The organism is Burkholderia sp. BCC0398 (assembly GCF_902833245.1).
In the GTDB taxonomy this organism is placed as follows: Bacteria; Pseudomonadota; Gammaproteobacteria; order Burkholderiales; family Burkholderiaceae; genus Burkholderia; species Burkholderia sola.
On record NZ_CADFEM010000010.1, the window covers coordinates 182,622 to 204,751 of the forward strand.

General features: G+C 68.6%; 11 protein-coding genes. 7 read left to right on the forward strand and 4 right to left on the reverse strand.

The features are described 5' to 3' along the window. Positions 1–100 precede the first annotated feature (100 nt). From HWX76_RS22580 to HWX76_RS22600, 5 genes are all read left to right on the forward strand, one after another. Positions 101–415, forward strand: coding sequence for a high-potential iron-sulfur protein (locus HWX76_RS22580; protein WP_050012255.1), 315 nt, complete (start codon positions 101–103; stop codon positions 413–415). Next, a complete protein-coding gene (locus HWX76_RS22585; RefSeq protein ID WP_050012254.1) occupies positions 399–2,291 on the forward strand; it encodes a sigma-70 family RNA polymerase sigma factor in 1,893 nt (630 codons plus the stop codon). Before HWX76_RS22580 ends, HWX76_RS22585 begins: the two co-directional genes overlap by 17 nt. A gap of 250 nt (positions 2,292–2,541) precedes the next feature. After that, positions 2,542–4,524 carry an acetate--CoA ligase gene (gene acs / locus HWX76_RS22590; RefSeq protein WP_089489654.1) on the forward strand — a complete coding sequence of 661 codons (1,983 nt, stop codon included), beginning with the start codon at positions 2,542–2,544 and terminating at the stop codon, positions 4,522–4,524. Positions 4,525–4,739: 215 nt separating this feature from the next. Continuing rightward, positions 4,740–5,810 carry a porin gene (locus HWX76_RS22595; protein ID WP_089489655.1) on the forward strand — a complete coding sequence of 357 codons (1,071 nt, stop codon included), beginning with the start codon at positions 4,740–4,742 and terminating at the stop codon, positions 5,808–5,810. 235 nt (positions 5,811–6,045) lie between these two features. Next, positions 6,046–7,452, forward strand: a complete 1,407-nt coding sequence (locus HWX76_RS22600) for a methyl-accepting chemotaxis protein (RefSeq protein WP_050012251.1) — start codon at positions 6,046–6,048, stop codon at positions 7,450–7,452. A gap of 7 nt (positions 7,453–7,459) precedes the next feature. On the opposite strand, the gene pbpC is transcribed toward HWX76_RS22600, so the two are convergent. Together pbpC and HWX76_RS22610 are read right to left on the reverse strand one after the other, a co-directional pair. Beyond that, positions 7,460–9,883, reverse strand: a complete 2,424-nt coding sequence (gene pbpC, locus HWX76_RS22605; RefSeq protein WP_176016358.1) for a penicillin-binding protein 1C — start codon at positions 9,881–9,883, stop codon at positions 7,460–7,462. A 54-nt stretch (positions 9,884–9,937) separates the two neighbouring features. Continuing rightward, positions 9,938–15,934, reverse strand: a complete 5,997-nt coding sequence (locus tag HWX76_RS22610) for an alpha-2-macroglobulin (RefSeq protein ID WP_176016359.1) — start codon at positions 15,932–15,934, stop codon at positions 9,938–9,940. Between the two features lie 313 nt (positions 15,935–16,247). Here HWX76_RS22610 and HWX76_RS22615 point away from each other — a divergent pair, with 313 nt between their 5' ends. Continuing rightward, the gene (locus HWX76_RS22615) at positions 16,248–17,501 is read left to right on the forward strand and encodes a lipoprotein-releasing ABC transporter permease subunit (RefSeq protein WP_176016360.1); all 1,254 of its coding nucleotides are present in this window, start codon (positions 16,248–16,250) and stop codon (positions 17,499–17,501) included. Positions 17,502–17,518: 17 nt separating this feature from the next. Here the strand turns inward: HWX76_RS22615 and HWX76_RS22620 are convergent, their stop codons facing one another. Continuing rightward, positions 17,519–18,331: a hypothetical protein gene (locus HWX76_RS22620; protein ID WP_176016361.1), complete on the reverse strand. Its 813-nt coding sequence runs from the start codon at positions 18,329–18,331 to the stop codon at positions 17,519–17,521. Between the two features lie 552 nt (positions 18,332–18,883). On the opposite strand from HWX76_RS22620, the gene HWX76_RS22625 reads away from it, so the two are divergent. Then, entirely contained in the window at positions 18,884–20,854 is a 1,971-nt protein-coding gene (locus HWX76_RS22625; RefSeq protein ID WP_176016362.1) for a Xaa-Pro dipeptidyl-peptidase, read from the forward strand. A 236-nt stretch (positions 20,855–21,090) separates the two neighbouring features. Here HWX76_RS22625 and HWX76_RS22635 read toward each other — a convergent pair whose 3' ends face one another. After that, a complete protein-coding gene (locus HWX76_RS22635; RefSeq protein WP_124556339.1) occupies positions 21,091–22,020 on the reverse strand; it encodes a 2-hydroxyacid dehydrogenase in 930 nt (309 codons plus the stop codon). Positions 22,021–22,130 lie beyond the last annotated feature (110 nt).

Consider the following 22,130-nt stretch of genomic DNA (forward strand, 5'->3'; position numbering starts at 1 on the left):
TCCCGCCCGCTTTCGTTTCGGTCGACCGCCGCGCCGGGCAGCCTGCCCGGCGCGCGGGCCCGGCTTTTTCTTTTCATTTCATTTCGTTCAGGACGACATCATGATCTCCCGCCATCGCAGAACCTTCATCGTGCAGGCCGCCGGCCTGTGCGCCGCGCTCGCGGCCGGCACGCGCGCCTTCGCGGCCGCCCCGCCCGTCGACGAAAACGACGCGACAGCGAAGACGCTCGGCTACCGCGCAAAGGCGACGACCGTCGACGCAGGCAAGTTCCCGAAGTATCAGGCCGGCCAGACGTGTTCGAACTGCCGCTTCTACAAGGCTGCCGCGGGCGAATCCGTCGGCACGTGCCCGATGTTCGCGGGCAAGACGGTTGCCGCCGAAGGCTGGTGCAACGTCTATGCGAAGCTCGCCTGACGCCGGGCCCGCCCGCGAGCGCGACGACGCGTCGCGTCGCGGCGCGGACGCCGAACGCGCGGTGCATCTGCATGCGCTGATCGCGCTGGGCATCGACCGCGGATACGTGACGCACGGCGAAATCGCCGATGCGTTGCCCGATGCGTTGCCGGATAACGCGGCCGAACGCGCGGATGTCGACGCAGCCGCGTCGATGCTGCGCGAGTTCGGCATCGACGTACGCGAGCATGCCGGCGAGCACACTGGGTGGACGCTCGACCGTCATTTTGCGCAGGCGTCGGAGGTGGCGTCGCCGCTCGCCGACGCATCGACGCCGCTCGCGGCCGACGACCTGCTCGCGGGCCGGACCAACGATCCGGTCCGGCTCTATCTGCGGGAAATGAGCGCGACGCCGCTGCTCGAACGCGACGAGGAGATCGCGCTCGCGCTTCGTCTGGAAAGCGGACGCGCCGCCTGCATCGACGCATTGAGCCGCGATCCGGCGGCGCTCGCGGCCGTCGCGGCGATCGCGGACGACATCCGTGCCGGCAAGGCGGCGGCGTCGGTTTACGTGACGGGGCTTACCGGTGAGATCGAATCGCCTGCAAGTACGCCGTCGATGTTGCCCGACGATCCGGCCATGGCGTCGCCGGCGCCGGACGATGCGGCCGGCCCTTCCGTCGACAGCGACGCGTGGCGCGATACGGTCGTCGAAGCGCTCGAGCGCGCCGGTGCGCTGGCGCCGGCCATGCAGCATGCATTGCACACGGACGGTTTCGCGTCGGCCGCCAGCCGGGCGCTGCTGCGCGAAGCGGCCGCGTTGACCGGCGCCATCCGCTTCACGTCACGCGCGATCGAACGCATCGGACAGGCGAACCGCGAGCGCGCGACCCGAGCGCGCACGTTCGAAAAGCGGCTCGTCGACACGCTGGCCGCTGCGGGCATACATGCCGAATCCGCGCGCCACGACCTCTTCGCGCCGTGCGACGACGTATACGCATGGCTGCACGCATGCGGCACCGCGCATCCCGACTGCGCCGGCGCCCTCGCCCGCCATGCGCCGGCGCTAATCGACGCGCGCGGCGCGCTCGCGCGCGTCGCCGCTCAGTCGCCGTTGCCGCTCGACATCGCGATCGCGCTCGACGCGCGGTGCTCGCGTATCGAGCGGGCGATGCAACCCGCGAGAACGAAGCTGTTCCAGAGCAACCTGCGGCTCGTCGTGTCGGTCGCCAAACGCTATGCCGATCGCGGCCTGCCGTTCTCCGACCTGATCCAGGAAGGCAATATCGGGCTGATGAAGGCCGTCGATCGCTACGATCACCGGCGCGGCTTCAAATTCTCGACCTATGCGACCTGGTGGATCCGGCAGGCGATCACCCATGCGCTCGCCGATCTGGGCCGCACGATACGCGTGCCCGCGCATACGGTCGATACGCTCAACAAGCTGTCGCGGCTCGCACGCATCCATCGGCAACGAACCGGCGACGTCGCCGACGCGCGCGCGCTTTCCGCGCAGATGCGGCTGCCGGTCGACAAGGTGCGCGAGCTGATGGGCATCGTGCGCGAACCGATCTCGGCCGACCTGCCGGTTTCGCCCGATCACGACCTCACGCTGTGCGACGTCACGATCGACCCCGACGCGCCGACGCCGGAAGAAGCCGCGAGCGCCGGCCAGTTGCGCACGGCGGTCGCGGCGCTGATCGATTGCCTCCCCGCGCGCGAAGCATGGATTCTTCGCCTGCGCTACGGGATCGACGTCGACAACGAGTATTCGCTGCGCGAGATCGGCCGGCAACTGAACCTGTCGGCCGAACGCGTTCGTCAGCTCGAGGTGGCGGCGCTCGAACGCATCCGGCAATTCCGGCACGCACCAGCGCTGCGCTCGCTGCTCGCCTGACGCGCCCGCGCCGGGCGAGCACGCGACGGCTCGCACACCGAACTGCTCAGGACTGCAACACGCCTGCTGCATTTGTGAACGCCGCACCGCATCGCGCTACCGTCCGCAAACCCGACGGTTTGGCTGGATCGGGCGTCACGCGCCCGGCTGTCGCGGCTTTCGCCGCAGCCGCGCACCGGTCGCGCAACTGGCACGCATGTTGCGTTTTCCCGGGCACCGTCAGGAATTACACGAACGCAGGGAGACTCGCTTGTCCAAGATCGAATCGGTTCTTCACGAAACCCGTCAGTTCGCGCCGCCCGCGGCGCTCGAGCAGACGGCGACCATTTCCGGCATGCCGGCCTATCGCGCGCTCGTCGCCGAGGCCGAGCAGGATTACGAAGGCTTCTGGGCGCGTCTCGCGCGCGAGGGCCTCACGTGGCACAAGCCGTTCACGACGGTGCTCGACGAGCGCAACGCGCCGTTCTACAAGTGGTTCGACGACGGCGAGCTGAACGCGTCGTACAACTGCCTCGACCGCCACGTCGAAGCCGGCCACGGCGAGCGCGTCGCGGTGATCTTCGAGGCCGACGACGGCGCCGTCACCCGCGTCACCTATGCGGATCTCCTCGCGCGCGTGTCGCGCTTCGCGAATGCGCTGAAGCAACGCGGCATCGGCAAGGGCGATCGGGTCGTCATCTATATTCCGATGTCGATCGAAGGCATCGTCGCGATGCAGGCCTGCGCGCGCATCGGCGCGACCCACTCGGTCGTGTTCGGCGGCTTCTCCGCGAAATCGCTGAACGAGCGGCTCGTCGACGTCGGCGCGGTCGCGCTGATCACCGCCGACGAGCAGGCGCGCGGCGGCAAGACGCTGCCGCTCAAGAGCATCGCCGACGAGGCGATCGCGATGGGCGGCTGCGAAGCGGTCAAGAGCGTGATCGTCTATCGCCGCACCGGCGGCCAGATCGACTGGCATGCGGATCGCGACCTGTGGATGCACGAGCTGACCGACGGCGAGTCCGACCGCTGCGAACCGACCTGGGTCGGCGCCGAGCATCCGCTGTTCATCCTGTACACGTCGGGCTCGACCGGCAAGCCGAAGGGCGTGCAGCACAGCACGGGCGGCTACCTGCTGTGGGCCGCGCAGACGATGAAGTGGACCTTCGACTGGAAACCCGACGACGTGTTCTGGTGCACGGCCGACATCGGCTGGGTCACGGGCCACACGTACATCACGTACGGGCCGCTCGCATGCGGCGGCACGCAGGTCGTGTTCGAGGGCGTGCCGACGTATCCGGACGCCGGCCGCTTCTGGAAGATGATCGACGATCACAAGGTCACCGTGTTCTACACCGCGCCGACCGCGATCCGTTCGCTGATCAAGGCGGCCGAGGCCGACGACAAGGTGCATCCGAAGAGTTACGACCTGTCGAGCCTGCGCATCATCGGCACGGTCGGCGAGCCGATCAATCCGGAAGCGTGGATGTGGTACCACAAGCACGTCGGCCACGAGCGCTGCCCGATCGTCGACACGTGGTGGCAGACCGAAACCGGCGGCCACATGATCACGCCGCTGCCGGGCGCGACGCCGACCGTGCCGGGTTCGTGCACGCTGCCGCTGCCGGGCATCATGGCCGCGGTGGTCGACGAGACGGGCCAGGACGTGCCGAACGGGCAAGGCGGGATTCTCGTCGTCAAGCGGCCGTGGCCCGCGATGATCCGCACGATCTGGGGCGATCCCGAGCGTTTCAAGAAGAGCTATTACCCGGAAGAGCTCGGCGGCACGCTCTATCTGGCCGGCGACGGCACGGTGCGCGACAAGGAGACCGGCTACTTCACGATCATGGGCCGGATCGACGACGTGCTGAACGTGTCGGGCCACCGGCTCGGCACGATGGAGATCGAGTCGGCGCTGGTATCGCATGAACTGGTTGCCGAAGCGGCGGTGGTCGGCCGTCCGGACGATACGACGGGCGAGGCGGTCGTGGCGTTCGTCGTGCTGAAGCGTTCGCGCCCGGAAGGCGACGAAGCGGCGGCGCTCGCGAAGACGCTGCGCGACTGGGTCGGCAAGCAGATCGGGCCGATCGCGAAGCCGAAGGACATCCGCTTCGGCGACAACCTGCCGAAGACGCGCTCGGGCAAGATCATGCGGCGCCTGCTGCGCTCGCTCGCGAAGGGCGAGGCGATCACGCAGGATACGTCCACGCTCGAGAATCCGGCCATCCTCGAGCAGTTGAACCACGCGATGTGACATCGCCCGCCACGGCGGGCCTATCGCGTCACCGCGGCGCCGGAGCACGACCGCTTGCCCGTTCATCACGCCGGGCGCGCGGCCGCGCTCGCGCCGGCGACGAGCATCGCCGTGCGTTCCCCGACGGCACGGCATGCAGGCGGATCGCAGCACTTTCGCCACTGCATTTTTAATTAGTCGTACGTATTACAACACTCACAAAACGGAGACAGACGATGAAGGGAATGACACGGACGATGTGCGCGGCGCTGCTTGGCGCGGCCGCAAGCACCAGCAGCTTCGCGCAGAGCAGCGTCACGCTGTACGGCGATCTCGACGCCGCGTTGCTCTATACGAGCCGATCGCTCGATTCGGCAACCGGCGGCAACGCCGGGCGCCAGTTCGCGCTGACCGACACGGGCATGACGCCGACCAACTTCGGCATCACGGGCACCGAGGATCTCGGCGGCGGGCTGCACGCGCGATTCAAGCTGGAAAGCGGCTTCAACATCACGGACGGCGCGTTCGGCCATTCGAACGGCAACTTCTTCGGCCGTCAGGCGTGGGTCGGGATCGACGGCGGCTTCGGCGAGACGAAGGTCGGCCTGCAGTTCTCGCCGTTCGTGCTCGCGATCCTCGGATCGGATCCGCGCAACGTCTCGCACTTCGGGGCCGCGCTGGTGCCGTACGTCGACAACGTGCTCGTCACGGGCCTCTTCAACCCGAACGCGATTTCGTACACGAGCCCGACGATCGCCGGGCTGACGGCCAGCGCGATGTTCGGCTTCGGCGGCAAGGCCGGCGACTTCCAGGCGGGACGCCAGTATTCCGGCAGCCTTACCTATACGAACGGCGGCTTCATGCTCAACGCGGCGCTCTACGACGGCAACGGCGGCACGACGCCGACGCCGGTGCCGAGCACGGTCGCGTTCGTCGGCCGCACGATCGGCGCCGCCTATACGTTCGGGCCGGTAACCGGCAAGGCGTCGTTCACGAGCTACAAGGTCGCCGGCTCGTTCAGCAACAACGTGTATAGCGCCGGCCTCGACTATCGCGTCACGCCGGCCCTCGACCTGAACACGGGCGCGTGGTACACGACCGACCGCAACGATTCGCACAACCATTCGCTGCTCGCCGCGATCGGCGCCGACTACAGCCTGTCGAAACGAACGGGCCTGTATGCACAGGTCGGCGTGGTCAACAACCACGGCGCGATGAATACGGGCCTCGGCATCACGGGCGGTGCGTTGTACGGGTTGCCGGGCACGACGGTCGGCGTCAACGCCGGCATCCATCACGTGTTCTGATATCCCCCGAGGACGGGCGGCCACCACGCGCTGCCCGTCCGGCCACGGAAACGTCGCGCAAACGTCACGCGAGCGTCGCGCAAACGCCCCGCCCGGCGCGGGCCCGGTCATCCTGCGCACCGATCTCGATGTTTACCCGACCTCAAGTCCTCGGCCGCGCGGCCGTCAAGTCAGGAACGCATGCGCAACATCCGCCGGGAACCCGGCGCGCGTGCCCTCAAGGAGACCCACCAACGTGAACTTCTTCGGAATCGGCCGCGGCCGCCGTTCGTCGCGCGCGCTCGTCGGCGACATCGCCGAACAGGCCGGCAGGCTCGGCATCGAGATCTGCGACGTATCGGGCCACGTCGAGGAAGTCGCGGCACGCGTCGCCCGGCAGGCGGAGGTCTGTCATACGCTGCGCGAATCGGCCGCCGTCACGCTGCGCGGCAACCACCGGATCGCCGAGGCCGCGCAGCAGGTGCGCGACGTCAGCGCCAATGCGTCGAACGCGGTCCGGCAGTCGCAGCAGACGATCGAGGCGTCGCTCGCCGACATTCACGGCCTCGTCGAGGGCGTCACCACGATCAGCGACCAGATGGGCGCGCTGCGCGACGCGCTCGGTCACGTGCGGGCGGTGTCCGAGGAAATCTCCGTCATCGCGAGACAGACCCACCTGCTCGCGCTGAACGCCGCGATCGAGGCCGCGCGCGCCGGCGAGTCGGGCCGCAGCTTCGCGGTCGTCGCGGCCGAGGTCAAGAACCTGTCCGCGAAAACCGGGCAGGCGACGGCCCAGATCGAGACGACGCTCGCGCGGCTCGCCGAGCAGACCGAACACCTGCTCGCGGAAGGCACCGACAACGCCGCCCGCGCGCATCGCGTGCGCGAGGGCACGCGCACGATCGGCGAGGTCGTGCACGCGACCGGGCACGCGATCACCGAGCTCGCGGGCGAAGCCGAACAGATCGCGTCGTTGACGGACGAGATCGAGGCGCAGTGCCACCGTCTCGACGAGCAGGTGGGCGAGATGGCGTCCGGCGTCGAGAATTCGGCCGACAACTTCTCGCAGGCCAAGGACCGCCTCGGCAATCTGCTCTCCGTCTCCGAGACGCTGATCGAGCTCACCGCCGCGACCGGCATCGAATCGCCGGACACGCGCCTGATCGACACCGCACGGAGCACGGCCGCCAAGATCGGCAAGCTCTTCGAGGACGCGGTCGCCCGCGGCGATATCGCACTCGACGCGCTCTTCGACGCGCACTACGAACCGATTCCGGGCACCGACCCGCAACAGTTCATGACGCGCTTCACGGCGTTCACCGATCGCGTGCTGCCGGCGATCCAGGAGCCAGTGCTCGACGTCGACCCACGCGTCGTCTATTGCGCGAGCTTCGACCGGCAGTGCTACCTGCCGACCCACAACCGCAAGTTTTCCCTGCCGCAGCGTGCGGACGCCGCGTGGAATGCGGCAAATTGCCGAAACCGCCGGATCTACACGGACCGGACGGCGCGCATGTCCGTCGCGCATGACAAGCCGTTCCTGTTGCAGACCTATCGGCGCGACATGGGCAACGGCCAGTTCGTGCTGATGAAGGACGTGTCCGCGCCGATCGTCGTCGGCGGACGGCCGTGGGGTGTGCTGCGCATCGGCTACACGGTCTGAACCGGCGCTACTGCTCCAGTCCCACGCCCAGCGGCCGCTGGTCGCTGCGCCCGTGATCGTCGACCACCCGCACCGTATAGCTGCCGGCCGTGCGCGGCTGCCAGAACAGCGCGTCGCCCGGCCCGCTGCGGCCGACATACGCGTCGTTGACGAACCAGTACAGCGCATGCGCGCTCGCATCGGCGGTCGCGTTGAACGCGATGCGCGTGTCGTCGGTGCTTTTCACGCGCATCGCATACGTACTGCCGCGCAGCGGCGACGTGATGCGCGGCGGGTCGCCTTCGACCTGCCCGGCATCGCGACAATCCGCATTCTGCGGCGGCCGCCGGCGCGGAATGCCGGCCTGCGCGAACACCTGCTGCAAGTCCGACGGCCAGAACTCGAAGACCTCCGTATGCGTGCGCTTGCCGTCGTACGGCGGGCACGCGGCCTTCCCCGTCGCGTCGTCGATCACGACGGGCCGGTGCACGGTGCTCACCCGGATCGGCGACGTGCCGGGGATGAACCACGTCCAGCCTTGCTGCGGACACCACTCGTTCGGCAGATCGCCGCTCGCGAGGCAGATGCGCACGCGCTTCAGTTTCGGCGGCACCGCGCGCGGCGGCTCGACGACGGCCCGCTCGGCATTCAGCGCATCGACGACCTGAAAGAACAGCGGCGCGGCCGCATCGACACCGACGAACGCGGTATTGGTCGAATTGTCGAAATTGCCGACCCACACGACCAGCACGTACGGGCCGAACACGCCGGCCGTCCACGCGTCGCGGAACGACCATGACGTGCCGGTCTTCCAGTACACGGGCACGCTCGACGGCTGCGCGCCGCTCGTCTCGTCGGGGCGCAGGTGCTGGCGCAGCATGTCCATCGTCATGTAGCTCGCTTCGGCGCTGAGCAGGCGCCGGCCGGGCAATGCCGGCTCGTCCGCGCGCAGCCGCAGCGGCCGGAACTCGCCGCGGTTCGCGAGCATCGCGTACAGCGCCGCGAGATCCTGCATCGTCACTTCACCGCCGCCGAGCACGAGCGCGAGCCCGTAGTGCTGCGCGCTTGCGAGCCGGCGCACGCCGGCGTCCTGCAGGAACCGGTACAGGTCGGGCGACTTGAGCTGCGACGCGACCCATACGGCCGGCACGTTGCGGCTGCGGTTCAGCGCGTCGGTCGCCGTGATCGGCCCGAGGAAATGACCGTCGAAGTTCTCCGGCGCATACGGGCCGAACGACGTCGGCACGTCGCGCAGCACGGTCTGCGGATGCAGCACGCCCTGGTCGAAGCCGAGCGCATAGATGAACGGCTTGAGCGTCGAGCCCGGCGAGCGCCGCGCGAGCGTGCCGTTCACCTGCCCGTCGATCGTCCGGTCGAAGAAGTTCGCGGAGCCGACCAGCGCCTTCACGCCCATGTCGCGCGTATCGACGAGGATGGCCGCCGCGTTGCGCACGCCGCGCGTATCGTTGCGCGCGACGTAGCGTGAAATCTGCCGTTCGAGCGTGCGTTGCAGGTCGAGATCGAGCGTCATCGCAAGCCGCGCGCCGCCATCGCCGTCGCGGTTGCCATCGTCCGCCGCGCCGCTCGACGTCGTGCGCCACGCGCTGCGCGCGGCCAGCGCCTGGTCGACCGCATGCGGCGCGTCGAACGGCAGCGCGGACAGCGGCCGCATCGCGAGCGGCAACGCGAACAACGGCTTGAGCGACGCATCGCCCGGGTGCTTCGTCAGCCAGCGCGCATAGAGCCGATTGCGCGACGCGGCCAGCGCACGGTTGATCTCGTCCTGCCCGCCGCGCACGCGTCGCGCCGGGTCCTGCGGAATCACCGCGAGCGCGAGCGCTTCGGGCAACGTCAGCGCGTCCGGCATCCGGTCGAAATAGACGACGCTCGCGGTGCCCGCGCCTTCGACGTTGCGGCCGTACGGCGCGTCGTTCAGATACGCTTCGAGAATCTGCCGCTTCGAGTAGAACAGTTCGAGCTGCACCGCGCGGGCAACCTGCTCGAGCTTTCCGGCCGGCGTGCGCGTGTTCAGCTTCCACAGCGAGCGCGCGAGCTGCATCGTCAGCGTGGAGCCGCCCTGCGGATTGCCGCCGCGCACGTACGTGATCCACGCACCGCGCGCGAGCCCGTACGGATTGAAACCCGGATGCCACCGGAACCAGCGGTCCTCGTGCAGCATCACCGCTTCGACGAGTTGCGGCGACATCCGGTCGAGCGGCACCCACAGCCGGTAGCGGTCGTCCTTCGCGAGCGTCAGGCGCAGCAGCCGGCCTTGAGCGTCCGTCACCGCGACCGACGACGGTTTCCAGTCGCGCAGCGGCGGATGCGGCCACAGCCGGCACGCGGCCAGCGCGGCGAACACGAGCAGCGCGCCGACGAGCCAGTTCTGCCAGCGATGCAGCCAGCGGCCGGCGCCGTGCAGCGCGCGCCGGAGCACGGATGCGTCAGCCACGCGCGGCCGCTCCTGGCGACGTGCGCGACCTGCAACGCGGATGAAACCGCCCCGTCATCGCACGCGCTCCACCGTCAGCGCCGTGCCGCCCGGCGCCTGCGCCTGCACGCGGCGGTCGTACATCGATTCGCCGTAAGCGGGCGGTGCAATGAAGCGGCCCGCGTTGCTCGCCTTGATCCGGTAGACGAACTCGCGCACGTCGGTCGTCGCGGTGCCGTAGATCACCACGCGATCCTCGCGGATATCGGCGAACTGCGGCTGCCACGTCGAGCCCTTCACGCCGATCGGCGAATGCCACGGTGCATCGGCCACCGGCGCCGACGCACTGCCGTCGCCGTTGCCGTCCTGCGTATCGGTCACCGGCGGCGGCGCGATCACCGGATCGAAGCCGCCCGGCAGCAGGTCGACGATCGCGACGTTGCCGACGTTCGCCGAACCGGTCGCGCGAATCTTCAGGTGTACGTCGATCTCCTGGCCGAGCGCGATCCTCGCGAGCGGCTTGCCGTCGGTATCCGTGTAGTCGCGCACGATCTCCAGCCCGTTCCTGATCGCCTTCGTCGACGTGCCGCGGTCGTAGCCCGACTGGCTCGCGACCCACCACGCCGGCAGCGCGCTGCCGTTCACGAAGTCGACGCGCGACGCGCCGGCCGCCCACGTGCCCGAGCGCACGAGGTTCGCCTGAATCGACGACACGTCCTTCGGCGCTGCGCCCGCGCGCACCTCGTTGATCGCGAGCCGGTCGAGCTGGCCCGCGTTCGACGCCGCATACGCGTCGAGCGCGAGAATCGTCATCGCCGACGACAGCGTGTTGTAGCGGTTGTCGACGAGCGGCGCGGCGAGGTTGTCCATCGCGCGCGGCGACAGCTTGCGCACGCGCTCCGGGAAGTGCTTCGCGAGCAGGTACAGCACGCTCGCATCGCGCGTCAGCGGGTCGATGTAGTAGCCGGCCGCGTCACCGCCGTCGGACGCGCGCTTGCGTTCGAGCAACGCCTGCGGGCCGGCAATCAGCGCGGCGGCCTCCTTGTCCTGCTTCAGCAACTGATACGACGCGGCGAGCCACGCGGCCGCGAGATCGTTGTTCCAGTCGTTCGGATAGGCCGCCTGCAGCCGCTTCTGCACGGCCGCGAGGCTGTTGGTCGTCACGTTGCCCTGGCGCGTCAGCAGGTACACCGCGTACGCGCGCTGCCGCAACAGGTCGAGCGAGCCGAGCGAATCGTTCGCGGCGAGCCGCTGCAAATACGCGTTGCCCGCGTCGAGCATGTCCTTCGGCACCGCGATGCCGCGCTCGCGCGCATCCAGCAGCACGTGCATCGCATACGCGGACACGAACGGATCGGCATCGGGCGTCGCGCTCCACAAGCCGAAGCCGCCCTGCGCGTTCTGCCGGCCGCGCAACACGCCGAGGAACTGCGCGATCGCGCTCGCGTTCGCCGTGTCGGCGCCGGCTTCCGGCGCATGCATCGCGCTCGTCAGCGCGCGCACCGACAGCCATTTCGCCGCGAACACGCGCGGCACGGCCGCGCTCACCATCTGCTCGCTGCAGGAATGCTCGAAGTTGACGAGATACGACGACAACCCTTCGGTCAGCACCAGCGGCGCGGTGGAAATACTCGCGTCGCGCGACGCATACGCGTCGTACATCGACCGCAGGTTCGGCACGCCCGTCTTCTTGCCCGGGTCGAGCCGCGCGATGTCGAGCTGCGTGCGGAACGCGGCGGCCGGCCGCACCGACACGTCGACACGCTGCTGCGCACCCTTCGCGCCGTAGCGCGCGCCGAACGACAGCGCGCCGGAGCCGAGCGTATCGGTCGCCTTCACGCGGAACAGCGCGACGCCTTCGTGCTGCGGCGCGAGCGCGACGTTCTGCGTCGCCGGCCCGATCACCTGCAACTGCGGGCCCGTCTTCAGCGTGACCGCGACCGGCACCGGCTGGTTGCCGACGCCCGTCAGGTTGTTCGCGACGCCGACGCTGACGTCGGCCTCGTCGCCCGGCGCGAGCGTCGTCGGCACGTTCGGCGACAGCACGAAATCGCCGCGCACCGTCGTCGCGCCTTCGAACGTGCCGACGAGATCCGGCGACACCGACACGGCCATCACGCGCAGCTTTCCGTTGAAGTAGTCGGGCACCGTGTAGCTCAGGCGCGTGTCGCCGTTCACGTCGACGATCCCCGACCAGTAGACGACCGGCTTGTCGCGCTTGCGCTTGAACGGATTCAACTGGCGGCCGATCGCGTCGTCGGCGTCGCCGCCGGGCGCGGCCATCGCCATCAGCTTCTCGAAGTCCGGCAGGATCAGGTCGAGGATCTGCGACGTGCCGACTTCGAGCATCCGCTTGCGGAAGAAGAACTTCAGCGGATCGCCGAGCTTGTAGCGCGCGACCTGCAGGATGCCCTCGTCGACCGCGAACACCACGACCTTCGCGGGCTTCGCCGAATGCACGGTGAAGTTGACGGTATCGCCCGGCTTCACGAGCGCCGGCGCATCGACGCTCACCGCGTTGCGGCGCGCATCGAGGTTCACCGAGAACGGCACGACGCCGTAGCTCAGCGGGCTCATGAAGATCTCGTCCGACGACGGATCGCGAATGTATTGGACGTTGATGTAGCCGTTGCCTTCGAAGCCGGCCGGCACCGTGATGTGCTGAATCGAGCTCGTCGTGTCCGCATGGAACCACGCATGTGCATACACCTTGTCGCGCTCGATCGTGATCAGGCCGCTGCCCGCGTAAGGCGCGCGGATCGCGATTTCCACCTGTTCGCCCGGCTTGAAGTCGTGCTTCGCGAGGCTTACCTGAAGCTCCGCGTTGCGGTCGAGCGAACGCGTGACGTTCGCGGCGCCCGTGACCGAATACTCGATCCGGTTCACCGCGGCGCCATCGGCGCGGCGGATCACGAGCGCATAGCTGCCCGGCTTGTCGGTGCGCAGCGCGTAGTCGAGCCCGGCTGCCGGAATCGACAGCGGCTTCTCGTCGACCGGCACTTCCTTCAGCCGCGAATCGTATTTGTACGCGCCGGAATCCTGCTTCGTCAGCACCGACACGTAACGCTGCTCGACGAGCTGCGCGCGCAGGTCCTTCACGTCGATCGCCTTCGCGCCCGGATCGATCGCGACGAGCCGCACCGTGCGCGGGCTGCCGCGCTTCACGTAGCCGAGATCGTCGACCGACTTGTAGCCGACGAGCCAGTCGTTGTTCGACACGAGCGTCTGCGCGTTCGCGGCGACGTTGCGGCCGCCTTCCGCTTCATACGCCTTCGCCTGGAAGTAGAGCTGATAGGTCGCGTCCGCGTACTTGTCGAGATCGAGATCGAATTCGGCATGGCCCTTGTCGTCGGTCGTGCCGTCCTGCAGCGCGGTCGTGTAGCCCTCCTTCGCGCGGCGTGCGTCGAAGAAGTGATACCCCTGCCAGCTGCGGAACGACGGCCACACGGGGCGCAGCGTCAGCGTCGCCGCGACGCGGCGTTTCTCGGCCGGCGTGCCGAACAGGTTCTGCGCATCGACGATGCCCTTCAGCCCCTTCGGCTTCACCCACCCTTCGACGACCTGCTGCGACAGCTTCGCGTCGACCTTCATCCGGTCGGGCAGGAATTCCTTCACCTGCACCGTCGTGCTGCCGATCGGCTCGGCGCCCGGCTGGCCGTCCTTCACGATGTACAGATTGACCGTCCACGTACCGGTCGGCGCCGTTTCGGCGGTCGTGTAGCCGATCTCGGTGAAACCGGTCGCGTCGACGGTCACCGGCTTGCGCTCGACGGTCATCCCGCGCGGGTCGACGATCTCCGCCTGCAGCGGCACGCCGGCCGGGCTGCGCGCCCAGTTGGCCGCACGCACGATCAGGCCGATATGGAATGGATCGCCGGGTCGGTACAGCCCGCGATCCGAGAACAGGTACGCGGACAATTGCCCCTGGCCCGTCGCGTTGCGTTCGCCGTCGACGTCGAAGCGCGAGAAGTCGAGCTGGCGGTCGCGGCCGGCCACCGGCAGGAACGACAGGTCGGTGTCCTTCTTCACGACGTAGAGCTGCGGACGCTTCTCGCGGTCGAGCCCCTTGAATGCCGGGAAATGCACGACGCCGTCGGCGCTGGTGGTCTGCGTGAACAGCGCCTGGCCGTTCACCGCGAGTACCGATACGGTTGCGCCCGCAACCGGCTTGCCCGAGCTGATCGACTGGATGAACACGTCCTGGCTGCCATCCAGCGCCTTCTTGACCAGCATCCCGAGATCGGTCACGACGATCAGCCGCGTGTCGCCGAGTGCGTTGTCGCCGTCGTCGCCGTTGCCGCTGCTGTCGCCCGAATCGGCGTTGTCGGACTGATCGTGGCTGCCGTCATCGGACGCCGCGTCGCCATCCTTCGCATCGTCGGCCTTCTTCTTCTCGGCCGCCGGATCGTACTTCGACAGGTGCAGCAGGAACACGCCGCGCTTGCCGTCCTTCAGATACTGGCCGAGGTCGACGCCTTCGTAATGGGCGCGGCCCGGGTCGCCGGCCGGGAACGCGCGAGTCTGCACGAAACGCTCGACGATGTGATCCTCGCTGAACGAATACGACAGTTCGGGCCGCGCGTACGTGCCGTTGTTGAAGCTCACGAGATGCTGGATCTGGTCGGGCAGCACGCGGCCGATCTCGACCTTCATCCCCGGCAGGTTGCGCGACACGACCGACAGCCGCTTGCTGCCGCTCATCGACAGCAGCGAGCCATCAGCCATGAAGCGCAGCAGCTTCGGATAGTCGGGCACCGTGAACGCGGTCGTCGCCGCCTCGGCGAGCAGGTAACCGCCGGCCGATTTAAGGTTGCCCTCGATTCGCACGACGATACGATCGCCCGGCGTCGCGTGATACTTGAAGCTTTGCAGCGTCGCGTAGTCGTTCTCGGTGGGCACCGCTTCGAGCGGCAGCGGCTTCGACTGCTTCAGCACCGCGTCGCTGACGTCGGCCAGGTTCCATTCGTACGGCGGATCGTCGTCCGACTGATCGACACCCGGCTTGCGCTTCGGCAACACCCACGCCTTCGCGCGCGCGGCCAGCTCCGCGCTGCGCACGCCGTCGGACGCTTCGGCGACGAGCACCTGCTCCGGCTCGTAACGCTCGTTGTCGACCAGCGTCGGCGCGATATTGCCGATCGACAGGCTGTACAGCCCCGGCACGTCGACCGACGCGTGCAGCACATCCGGCGTGCCGTTGCCGCCTCGCGCGCTCTTCACGCCCTTGTCGACGTCGAGCCGCACTGCCAGCGGATCGCGCGGAATGTCGAGCGGCTGCGAGTAGACCCACGCGCTCGTCTTCATCTTGTCGTAGTTGACCGTATAGCGCAGCGGCGACACGGTCTTGCCGTCGCGGCCGACCAGCGCGAGGCCGATGCGCTTCTCGAACTCGGCCGGATCGACCGGGTAGTTGAAGCGCAACTGCAGCAGCGCCTGCTTCTCCGCCGGATTGTCGGGGTTCTGGTAGAACTGGTTGTCGCCGAACGTCGCGGCGAACGCCGGCACGTCGAACGCGAAACGATCGTCGCGCATCGTCGCCTGCGGCGCGAACACGCGATGCACGGCGAAGCGCACCTCGACGTGCGCGCCGACCGGCCAGTCGGCCGCCGGCGTGAAGCGCAGCGTCTTGTCGTCGGCCCACTCCCACGCGCCCTTCAGCGCGGGTGTCATCTCGATGCCGTCGCCGGCCGGCTTGCCGACCTGTTCGATCGGCGCGGCCGATCGCGAGAACGCCACTTCCAGCGGATGCACGGTGATCTTCGGCTTGTCGGTGTCGTCGACCTCGTAGGTCGTGATCGCCGGCGCCTTCACGGTGAAGCCGACGGTTTCGGGCTCCGGCGGCTTCGGGCGATGCTTGAACCAGTAGCCGCCGTAACCGAGCGCGGCCGCGAGCAGCACGATGCCGCCGGCATGCCACGGGCGGCGGCGCACGGCCGCGGCGGTGACGCCCATCCATGCGGGCGCCGTCCACGACACGTCGCCGACCAGCGGCCGCAGCGCGCAGCCGAGCAGCCACCAGACGAAGCCCGCCGCGCGAATCGGCAGGAGCAGCAGGAAACGCAGCAAATCCATTTTGTTATTTCCTTGTCAAGGACATGCTGCCCAAGCGGCAACCTTCCCCGAATCGTTATGGGTCTGTGACGGCGCGGCCCGGTTGCGCCGTGATGATTTGGTATCTTCGACCGGATGCTGGGCGCCATTATCGATCAGACCCGAAACGATGGAAACAGCGGTGTGCCGGCGCGCAACGCCCGCCGGTGACCGGCCGGTCGGGCGGGCATCGGGCGGATGGCGGGCCGCCGATGTCCGGCCTCCGCACGCGGCCGCGCCGCGTTCGCTAGAATGCGCGGCTCGGCAGGATCGAATCGAAACGAAAGGAAACCGCTTGAAACTCCCGTTCGAATGGCAGATCGGGCTGCGCTACGCGCGCGGCGGCCGGCGCTCGGCCGGCGACGGCTTCGTGTCGTTCATCGCCGGCGCCGCGATGGCCGGCATCGCGCTCGGCGTGGCCGCGCTGATCGTCGTGCTGTCGGTGATGAACGGCTTTCGCACCGAGGTGCGCGACCGGATGCTGTCGGTGCTCGCGCATGTGGAAATCTTCTCGCCGTCCGGCGCGATGCCCGACTGGCGGCTCACCGCGCACGAATCGTTACAGAATGCTGCGGTGCGCGCGGTCGCGCCCTATGTCGACGCGCAGGCGCTGCTGACGAACGCGGGCAACGTGACCGGCGTCGCGCTGCGCGGCATCGATCCCGTGCTCGAGCCGCGCGTGTCCGAGATCGCGCGCAAGCTGAAGACGGGCCGCCTCGACGCGCTCGTACCGGGCGAGATGGGCATCGTGCTCGGCGCGGCGCTCGCCGACGCGCTGCACGTGAAGATCGGCGACCGCATCACGTTCTTCGCGCCCGGCAACACCGCGCGCCTGGGCGACGCGCTGCCGCGGTTCCGCCAGTTCAACGTGGTCGGCACGTTCGAGTCCGGGCACTACCAATACGACAGCGCGCTCGCGTACATCCACATCCGCGACGCGCAGCAACTGGCCAACGTGCGCGCGCCGACCGGCATCCGGCTGCGCGTCGACGATCTGCAGCGCGCGCCGGAGATCGCGCTGGCGCTGTCGCGCACGCTGTCGGGCAACCTGTATATCCGCGACTGGACGCGGCAGAACCGCACGTGGTTCGAAGCCGAGCGGCTGCAGAAGCGGATGCTGTCGCTGATCCTGATGCTGATCGTCGCGGTCGCCGCGTTCAACCTCGTGTCGTCGCTCGTGATGACGGTCACGCAGAAGCAGGGCGACATCGCGATCCTGCGCACGCTCGGCGCGCCGCCCCGCGCGATCATGAAGATCTTCGCGATCCAGGGAATGACGATCGGCCTCGCCGGCACGCTGGCGGGCGTCGCGCTCGGCTGCGCGATCGCGGTGAGCATCCCGGTGGTGCTGCCGGCGGTCGAACAGTTGCTCGGCATCCGCTTCCTGACGCCGTCCGTGTATTTCCTCAGCGCGCTGCCGTCGAAGCTGTCGGCGCTCGACGTGATCGAGATTGCGTCGGCCGCGTTCCTGATGTCGTGCGTCGCGACGCTGTACCCGAGCTGGCGCGCCGCGCGGGTGCGGCCGGCCGAGGCGCTGCGCGACGAGTAGAGGCCATTGGCGCGGCGTTACGCGGTCTCGTGGAAACCGACGCTGCTGCCGCCGTCGGGCGTGTAGCCGGCGAGCACGTCGAAGCCGACGTTGACGAGTTCCATACGCATGCCGTAGGACGTGTTGCCGGATGCGTCGACGAAAATCGCCGCACCCGACGACAACTGGCGCGCCGTGCTCAGCAGCGCGAGCGTACCGCGCGCCGTGCCGGCCGACGGCTCGATCGTCAGCGTCGTGCCATCCTGCGTGGTGAAGTGCCCGCCGGGCGGCACGGGCGGCGGGTTCTCCGCGACCGACCGGTTGAGCAGGCTCATGAAGTGAAAGCGCGCGTCAGCGCCCTGGCTCGCCGCCGCGCGATCGCTGTCCGTGAACGCGTCGCCGCGCACGGCCGCGCCTTGGGCGGCGATATCGACGGCCTGCTCGTGAAAATCGCGCGTCGCGAGCACGAGGCCGGCGTTCGAATTCAGCGTCGACTCGATCCACGCGCGATCGCTGTCCGTCATCGTCTTCGACACGACCTTGATCCGGCCGTCGTCGGTCATGAAGTCGAACGGCGCATCGGCCAAGTCCGGCCGCTTCGCGACGATGTCCTGCAGGCTCGTCGCGAGCATATCGGTCACGCCGCGCAGCTTCATCGTCAAATCGCCCACCATCGACAACTGTTTCGTCATCGCCGCCTGCAGCGCGTCCGGATCGATTGCCCGGACGCTGATCGGCGTGTCTTGCTGCGCGCCGGACGCCGTCGTGTCCGGCGTCTCGCGCCCGGCGAGCGCCGCCTGCGCCATTTGCGCGAGCGTAAGGCCGCCCGCCGCCGTAACCGGTATCGTCATTGCCCTCTTTCTCTCTCGTTTTCAGCCTGTTTTTCCCTGTTTACGGACGGATTGCCGGGAAGTTGAGCACACATGCGCACCCATATCGAAACTTTGTTTGATTCAAGCTAAAAAAGTTTGACACGAACATTTCACTGAGATAACTTTTGCGCAAGCTTCCGGAAAGCAATCCGGCCAGCGTGCCGACTCGCGTCGCGCTTTCCTGCCGTTGCAGCACCGTCGTTCGCAACACTCCCGCCTCATCGCATCGTGCCGTTCCGTTTCATCCGAAACCTGAAGGAAGCCAGGGCATGCCCGCATTTGATTCGCACTCCTGTATTCGTAGCGAACCGCCGCACTGACGATTCCCGTTCGGGGCGATGCGCTCGCCTCGACGCCGGCCGGATGCGCGCCGCCCGACGCACGCCGGCACCGGGCGAGATCCTTATCCACCTCGTCCACCGTTTTTGATGGTGCAGTTCCGCTTCATCCGACGCAGCACCCGGCCAGGCCGCAGGGGGCGTATCGCGAGCCGGCCGGTTCCAGACAATCACAAGAGACGAGGTCGATTCCATGAACATTCATCGAACCGGAGTACGGCGCGCATGGCTGCCCGCGCTCGTGGCGGCCGCGACGCTCGCCGCGTGCGGCGGCGACGACGGCGGCAGCGTGGCGGGCGTGTCAGCGCTCGCGCAGGGCCAACAGGCGGGGGCCGCCGCCGCGGCCGATCAGTCCAATACACAATCGCTCGCGTCGCGCTTTTCGCCGTCCGGCGTGCCTTACGCGAATCCGGCGAGCGGCGGCCGCTACAAGCCGGTGATCAGCAACGGCCAGGTGCAGCCGTCGCTGTCCGGCGGCACGATCGAAGAGAACGCGTGGGTCGACACGCCGGTCGATTCCGACGGCGACGGCACGCGCGACCGCATCCACGTGCGCATCGTGCGGCCGTCCGAAACGGCGAACGGCGCGCGCACGCCCGTCATCGTGCTCGCGAGCCCGTATTACGCGGGGCTCGCCGACAGCCCGAACCACGACGTCGACGTCGAACTCGACGGCACGCCGCATCCGGCCTCGACCGCCGACGCTGCGGCATCGGCATCCACGCGCATCCTCGCCGCCGCACCGCAAACCCGGATGCTGCAGCAGCTCGAGGCGGCCGCCGCCGGCCGTTCATGGATCGAGAGCTACTTCGTGCCGCGCGGCTTCACGATCGTCTATGCGGATTCGCTCGGCACCGCCGGCTCGGACGGCTGCCCGACGATCCTGACGCGCGACGAATCGGTCGCGATGGCGTCGGTGATCCGCTGGCTCGGCCGCGACGCGACCGCGAAGGACGCGAACGGCAAGACGGTCGTCGCGAACTGGTCGACCGGCCACGTCGGCATGTACGGCGTGTCGTACGACGGCACGCTGCCGAAGATGGTCGCGAGCCTGCGCACGCGCGGGCTCGACGCGATCGTGCCGATCGCGGGGCTGTCGAACATGTACGGCTACTACCGCTCGGGCGGCCTCGTGCGCGCGCCGGAAGGCTATCAGGGCGAGGATGTCGACGTGTACATCAAGGCGCTGCTGACGAACGCGCATCCGGAGCGTTGCACGCACCTGATCGACGAAGCGCTGCAGCAGGAAGACCGCAAGACCGGCGACTATTCGCCGTTCTGGGCCGCGCGCGACATTCCGACCGCGTTCGCGGTCGCGCCGGCGCTCGTCGCGCAAGGGCTGACCGACGACAACGTGCGCGTCGACCAGTCGACGTCGTGGTATCTGGCGATGCGACGTCAGGGCGTGCCGACCCAGCTGTGGCTGCATCGCCTGAAGCACACCGATCCGACCCGCGTGCCGGCGATGGCCGACGCGTGGACGGCGGAGGTGAACCGGTGGTTCACGCGCTACCTGATCGGCTATGACAACGGCGTCGAGCAGGATCCGCGCGCGGTGGTCGCGCAGGCGGACGGCACGCTGCTGAAGGAAGCCGACTGGGCCGCGCGCCACGCGACGCCGGTCACGTACTTCGCCGGTGGCGACGGCGCGAGCACCGGCACGCTGCTGCGACTGCCGAGCGGCGGCCCGCTCGCGCGCTTCACCGACGATGCGCGCATTCCCGCGCTCACGCTGGCGAACACGCCGACCGGCGAAAACCGCAGCCGCTTCGAGACCGCACCGCTGACGGCCGCGGCACGCCTGTCCGGCACCGCGACCGCGCGCGTCAGGCTGACCTTCACGGGCGTCGCGAACGTGACGGCGCTACTGGTCGACCGTGCGCCGGACGGCACGGCGACGATCGTCACGCGCGCATGGACCGACCCGCGCAACCGGCTGTCCGAGTGGGTGTCGCAACCGGTGCTGCCCGGCATGCCGTACGACCTGAAGCTGACGTTCATGCCGCGCGACTACAAGCTGGAGGCCGGCCACCGGCTGGGGCTCGTCGTGCTCTCCAGCGACTATGAGGCGACGTTGCGGCCGACGCCGGGCACCGGGCTGACGCTCGATCCGGCCGGCACGTCGGTGACGGTGCCGCTGGCGTCGCCGTCGACGGGCGCGTAATCGTGCGCCGTCTGCCGGCGTAACGGCGCCGCGTCCCCCGCCCGCATGCCCGTCGATGCGGGCGGGGGATGGCTAGATGAAAGGAGTGTCAGGCCGATCGTCACGAAATCGTGCTGAGCGACGAGCACAACCAGTTCGGCTGGATCGATCTCGATGCCGACAAGCCGGCGAATCTGCCGGATTTCTACTGGGAATTCTGCAGGCAGGCGAACTGAGTAAACGCCGCCGCCCGGCGCTCACACCGGCGTCAACACCGGCTGCCCCGCGAAGTGCCGCGCCGCGTTGTCGAGAAACTGCCGCACCGAACGATCGAGCGCCTCGGGCGACCAGCCGCCCATGTGCGGTGTCAGCACGACGCTGTCGAGATCCGTCAGCGCGCGCGGCGGCTCGGGTTCGCCTTCGTACACGTCGAGCCCCGCGCCCGCGATGCGCCGCTCGCGCAGCGCGTCCGCCAAAGCAGCGGTATCGACAACGCTGCCGCGCGACACGTTGACGAGAAAACCGCCGGGGCCGAGTGCGTCGAGCACGGTCCGATCGATCAGATGCCGCGTGCCCGCGCCGCCCGGCGTCGCGACGATCAGGAAATCGGCCCACTGCGCGAGCGCGTCGACCCGGTCGAAATAGCGATACGGCACGGGCTTCTCCGACCGGTTGTGATAACCGATCTCGATGTCGAAACCGGCCGCGCGGCGCGCGCATTTCTCGCCGATCTTGCCGAGCCCGACGATGCCGAGCTTCTTGCCCGACACGTTCGGCGGCATCGACAGCCCGTCGCGCCACACGCCCGCGCGGGTCTTCGCATCGAGCTGCACGACGTTGCGCACCGCCGCGAGCAGCAGCGCGAACGCGTGATCGGCGACGCAATCGTCGTTGGTGCCGGCGCCCGTGACTACGACAATGCCGCGCGCCTTCGCGTGCGCGACGTCGATGTGCTCGTAGCCCGCGCCGAGCGCGCTGACGAACGTGAGCTGCGGCAGCCGGTCGATCTCGGCGGCGGTCAGCCCCGTGCTGCCGTTGGTCAGCACCGCGCGAATCGTGCTGCCGTGTTCGGCGATCGCGCGTTCGCGCGCGTCGGGGGTCGGGGCATAACGCACGTCGAACGACGCGACGATCTCGCGATGCGCGTCGCCGCGCAATGCGATGAGGACCAGCAGCTCGGGCTTCATGTCGGCAAATGTCCGCAGGCGGGAGTGAATTCCAGTGTAACAAGCCCGTACGGCGGTTGCGGGTTATCCTCACATCGGCTGTGGACACGCCGCCGCACGCGGTTTGCCAA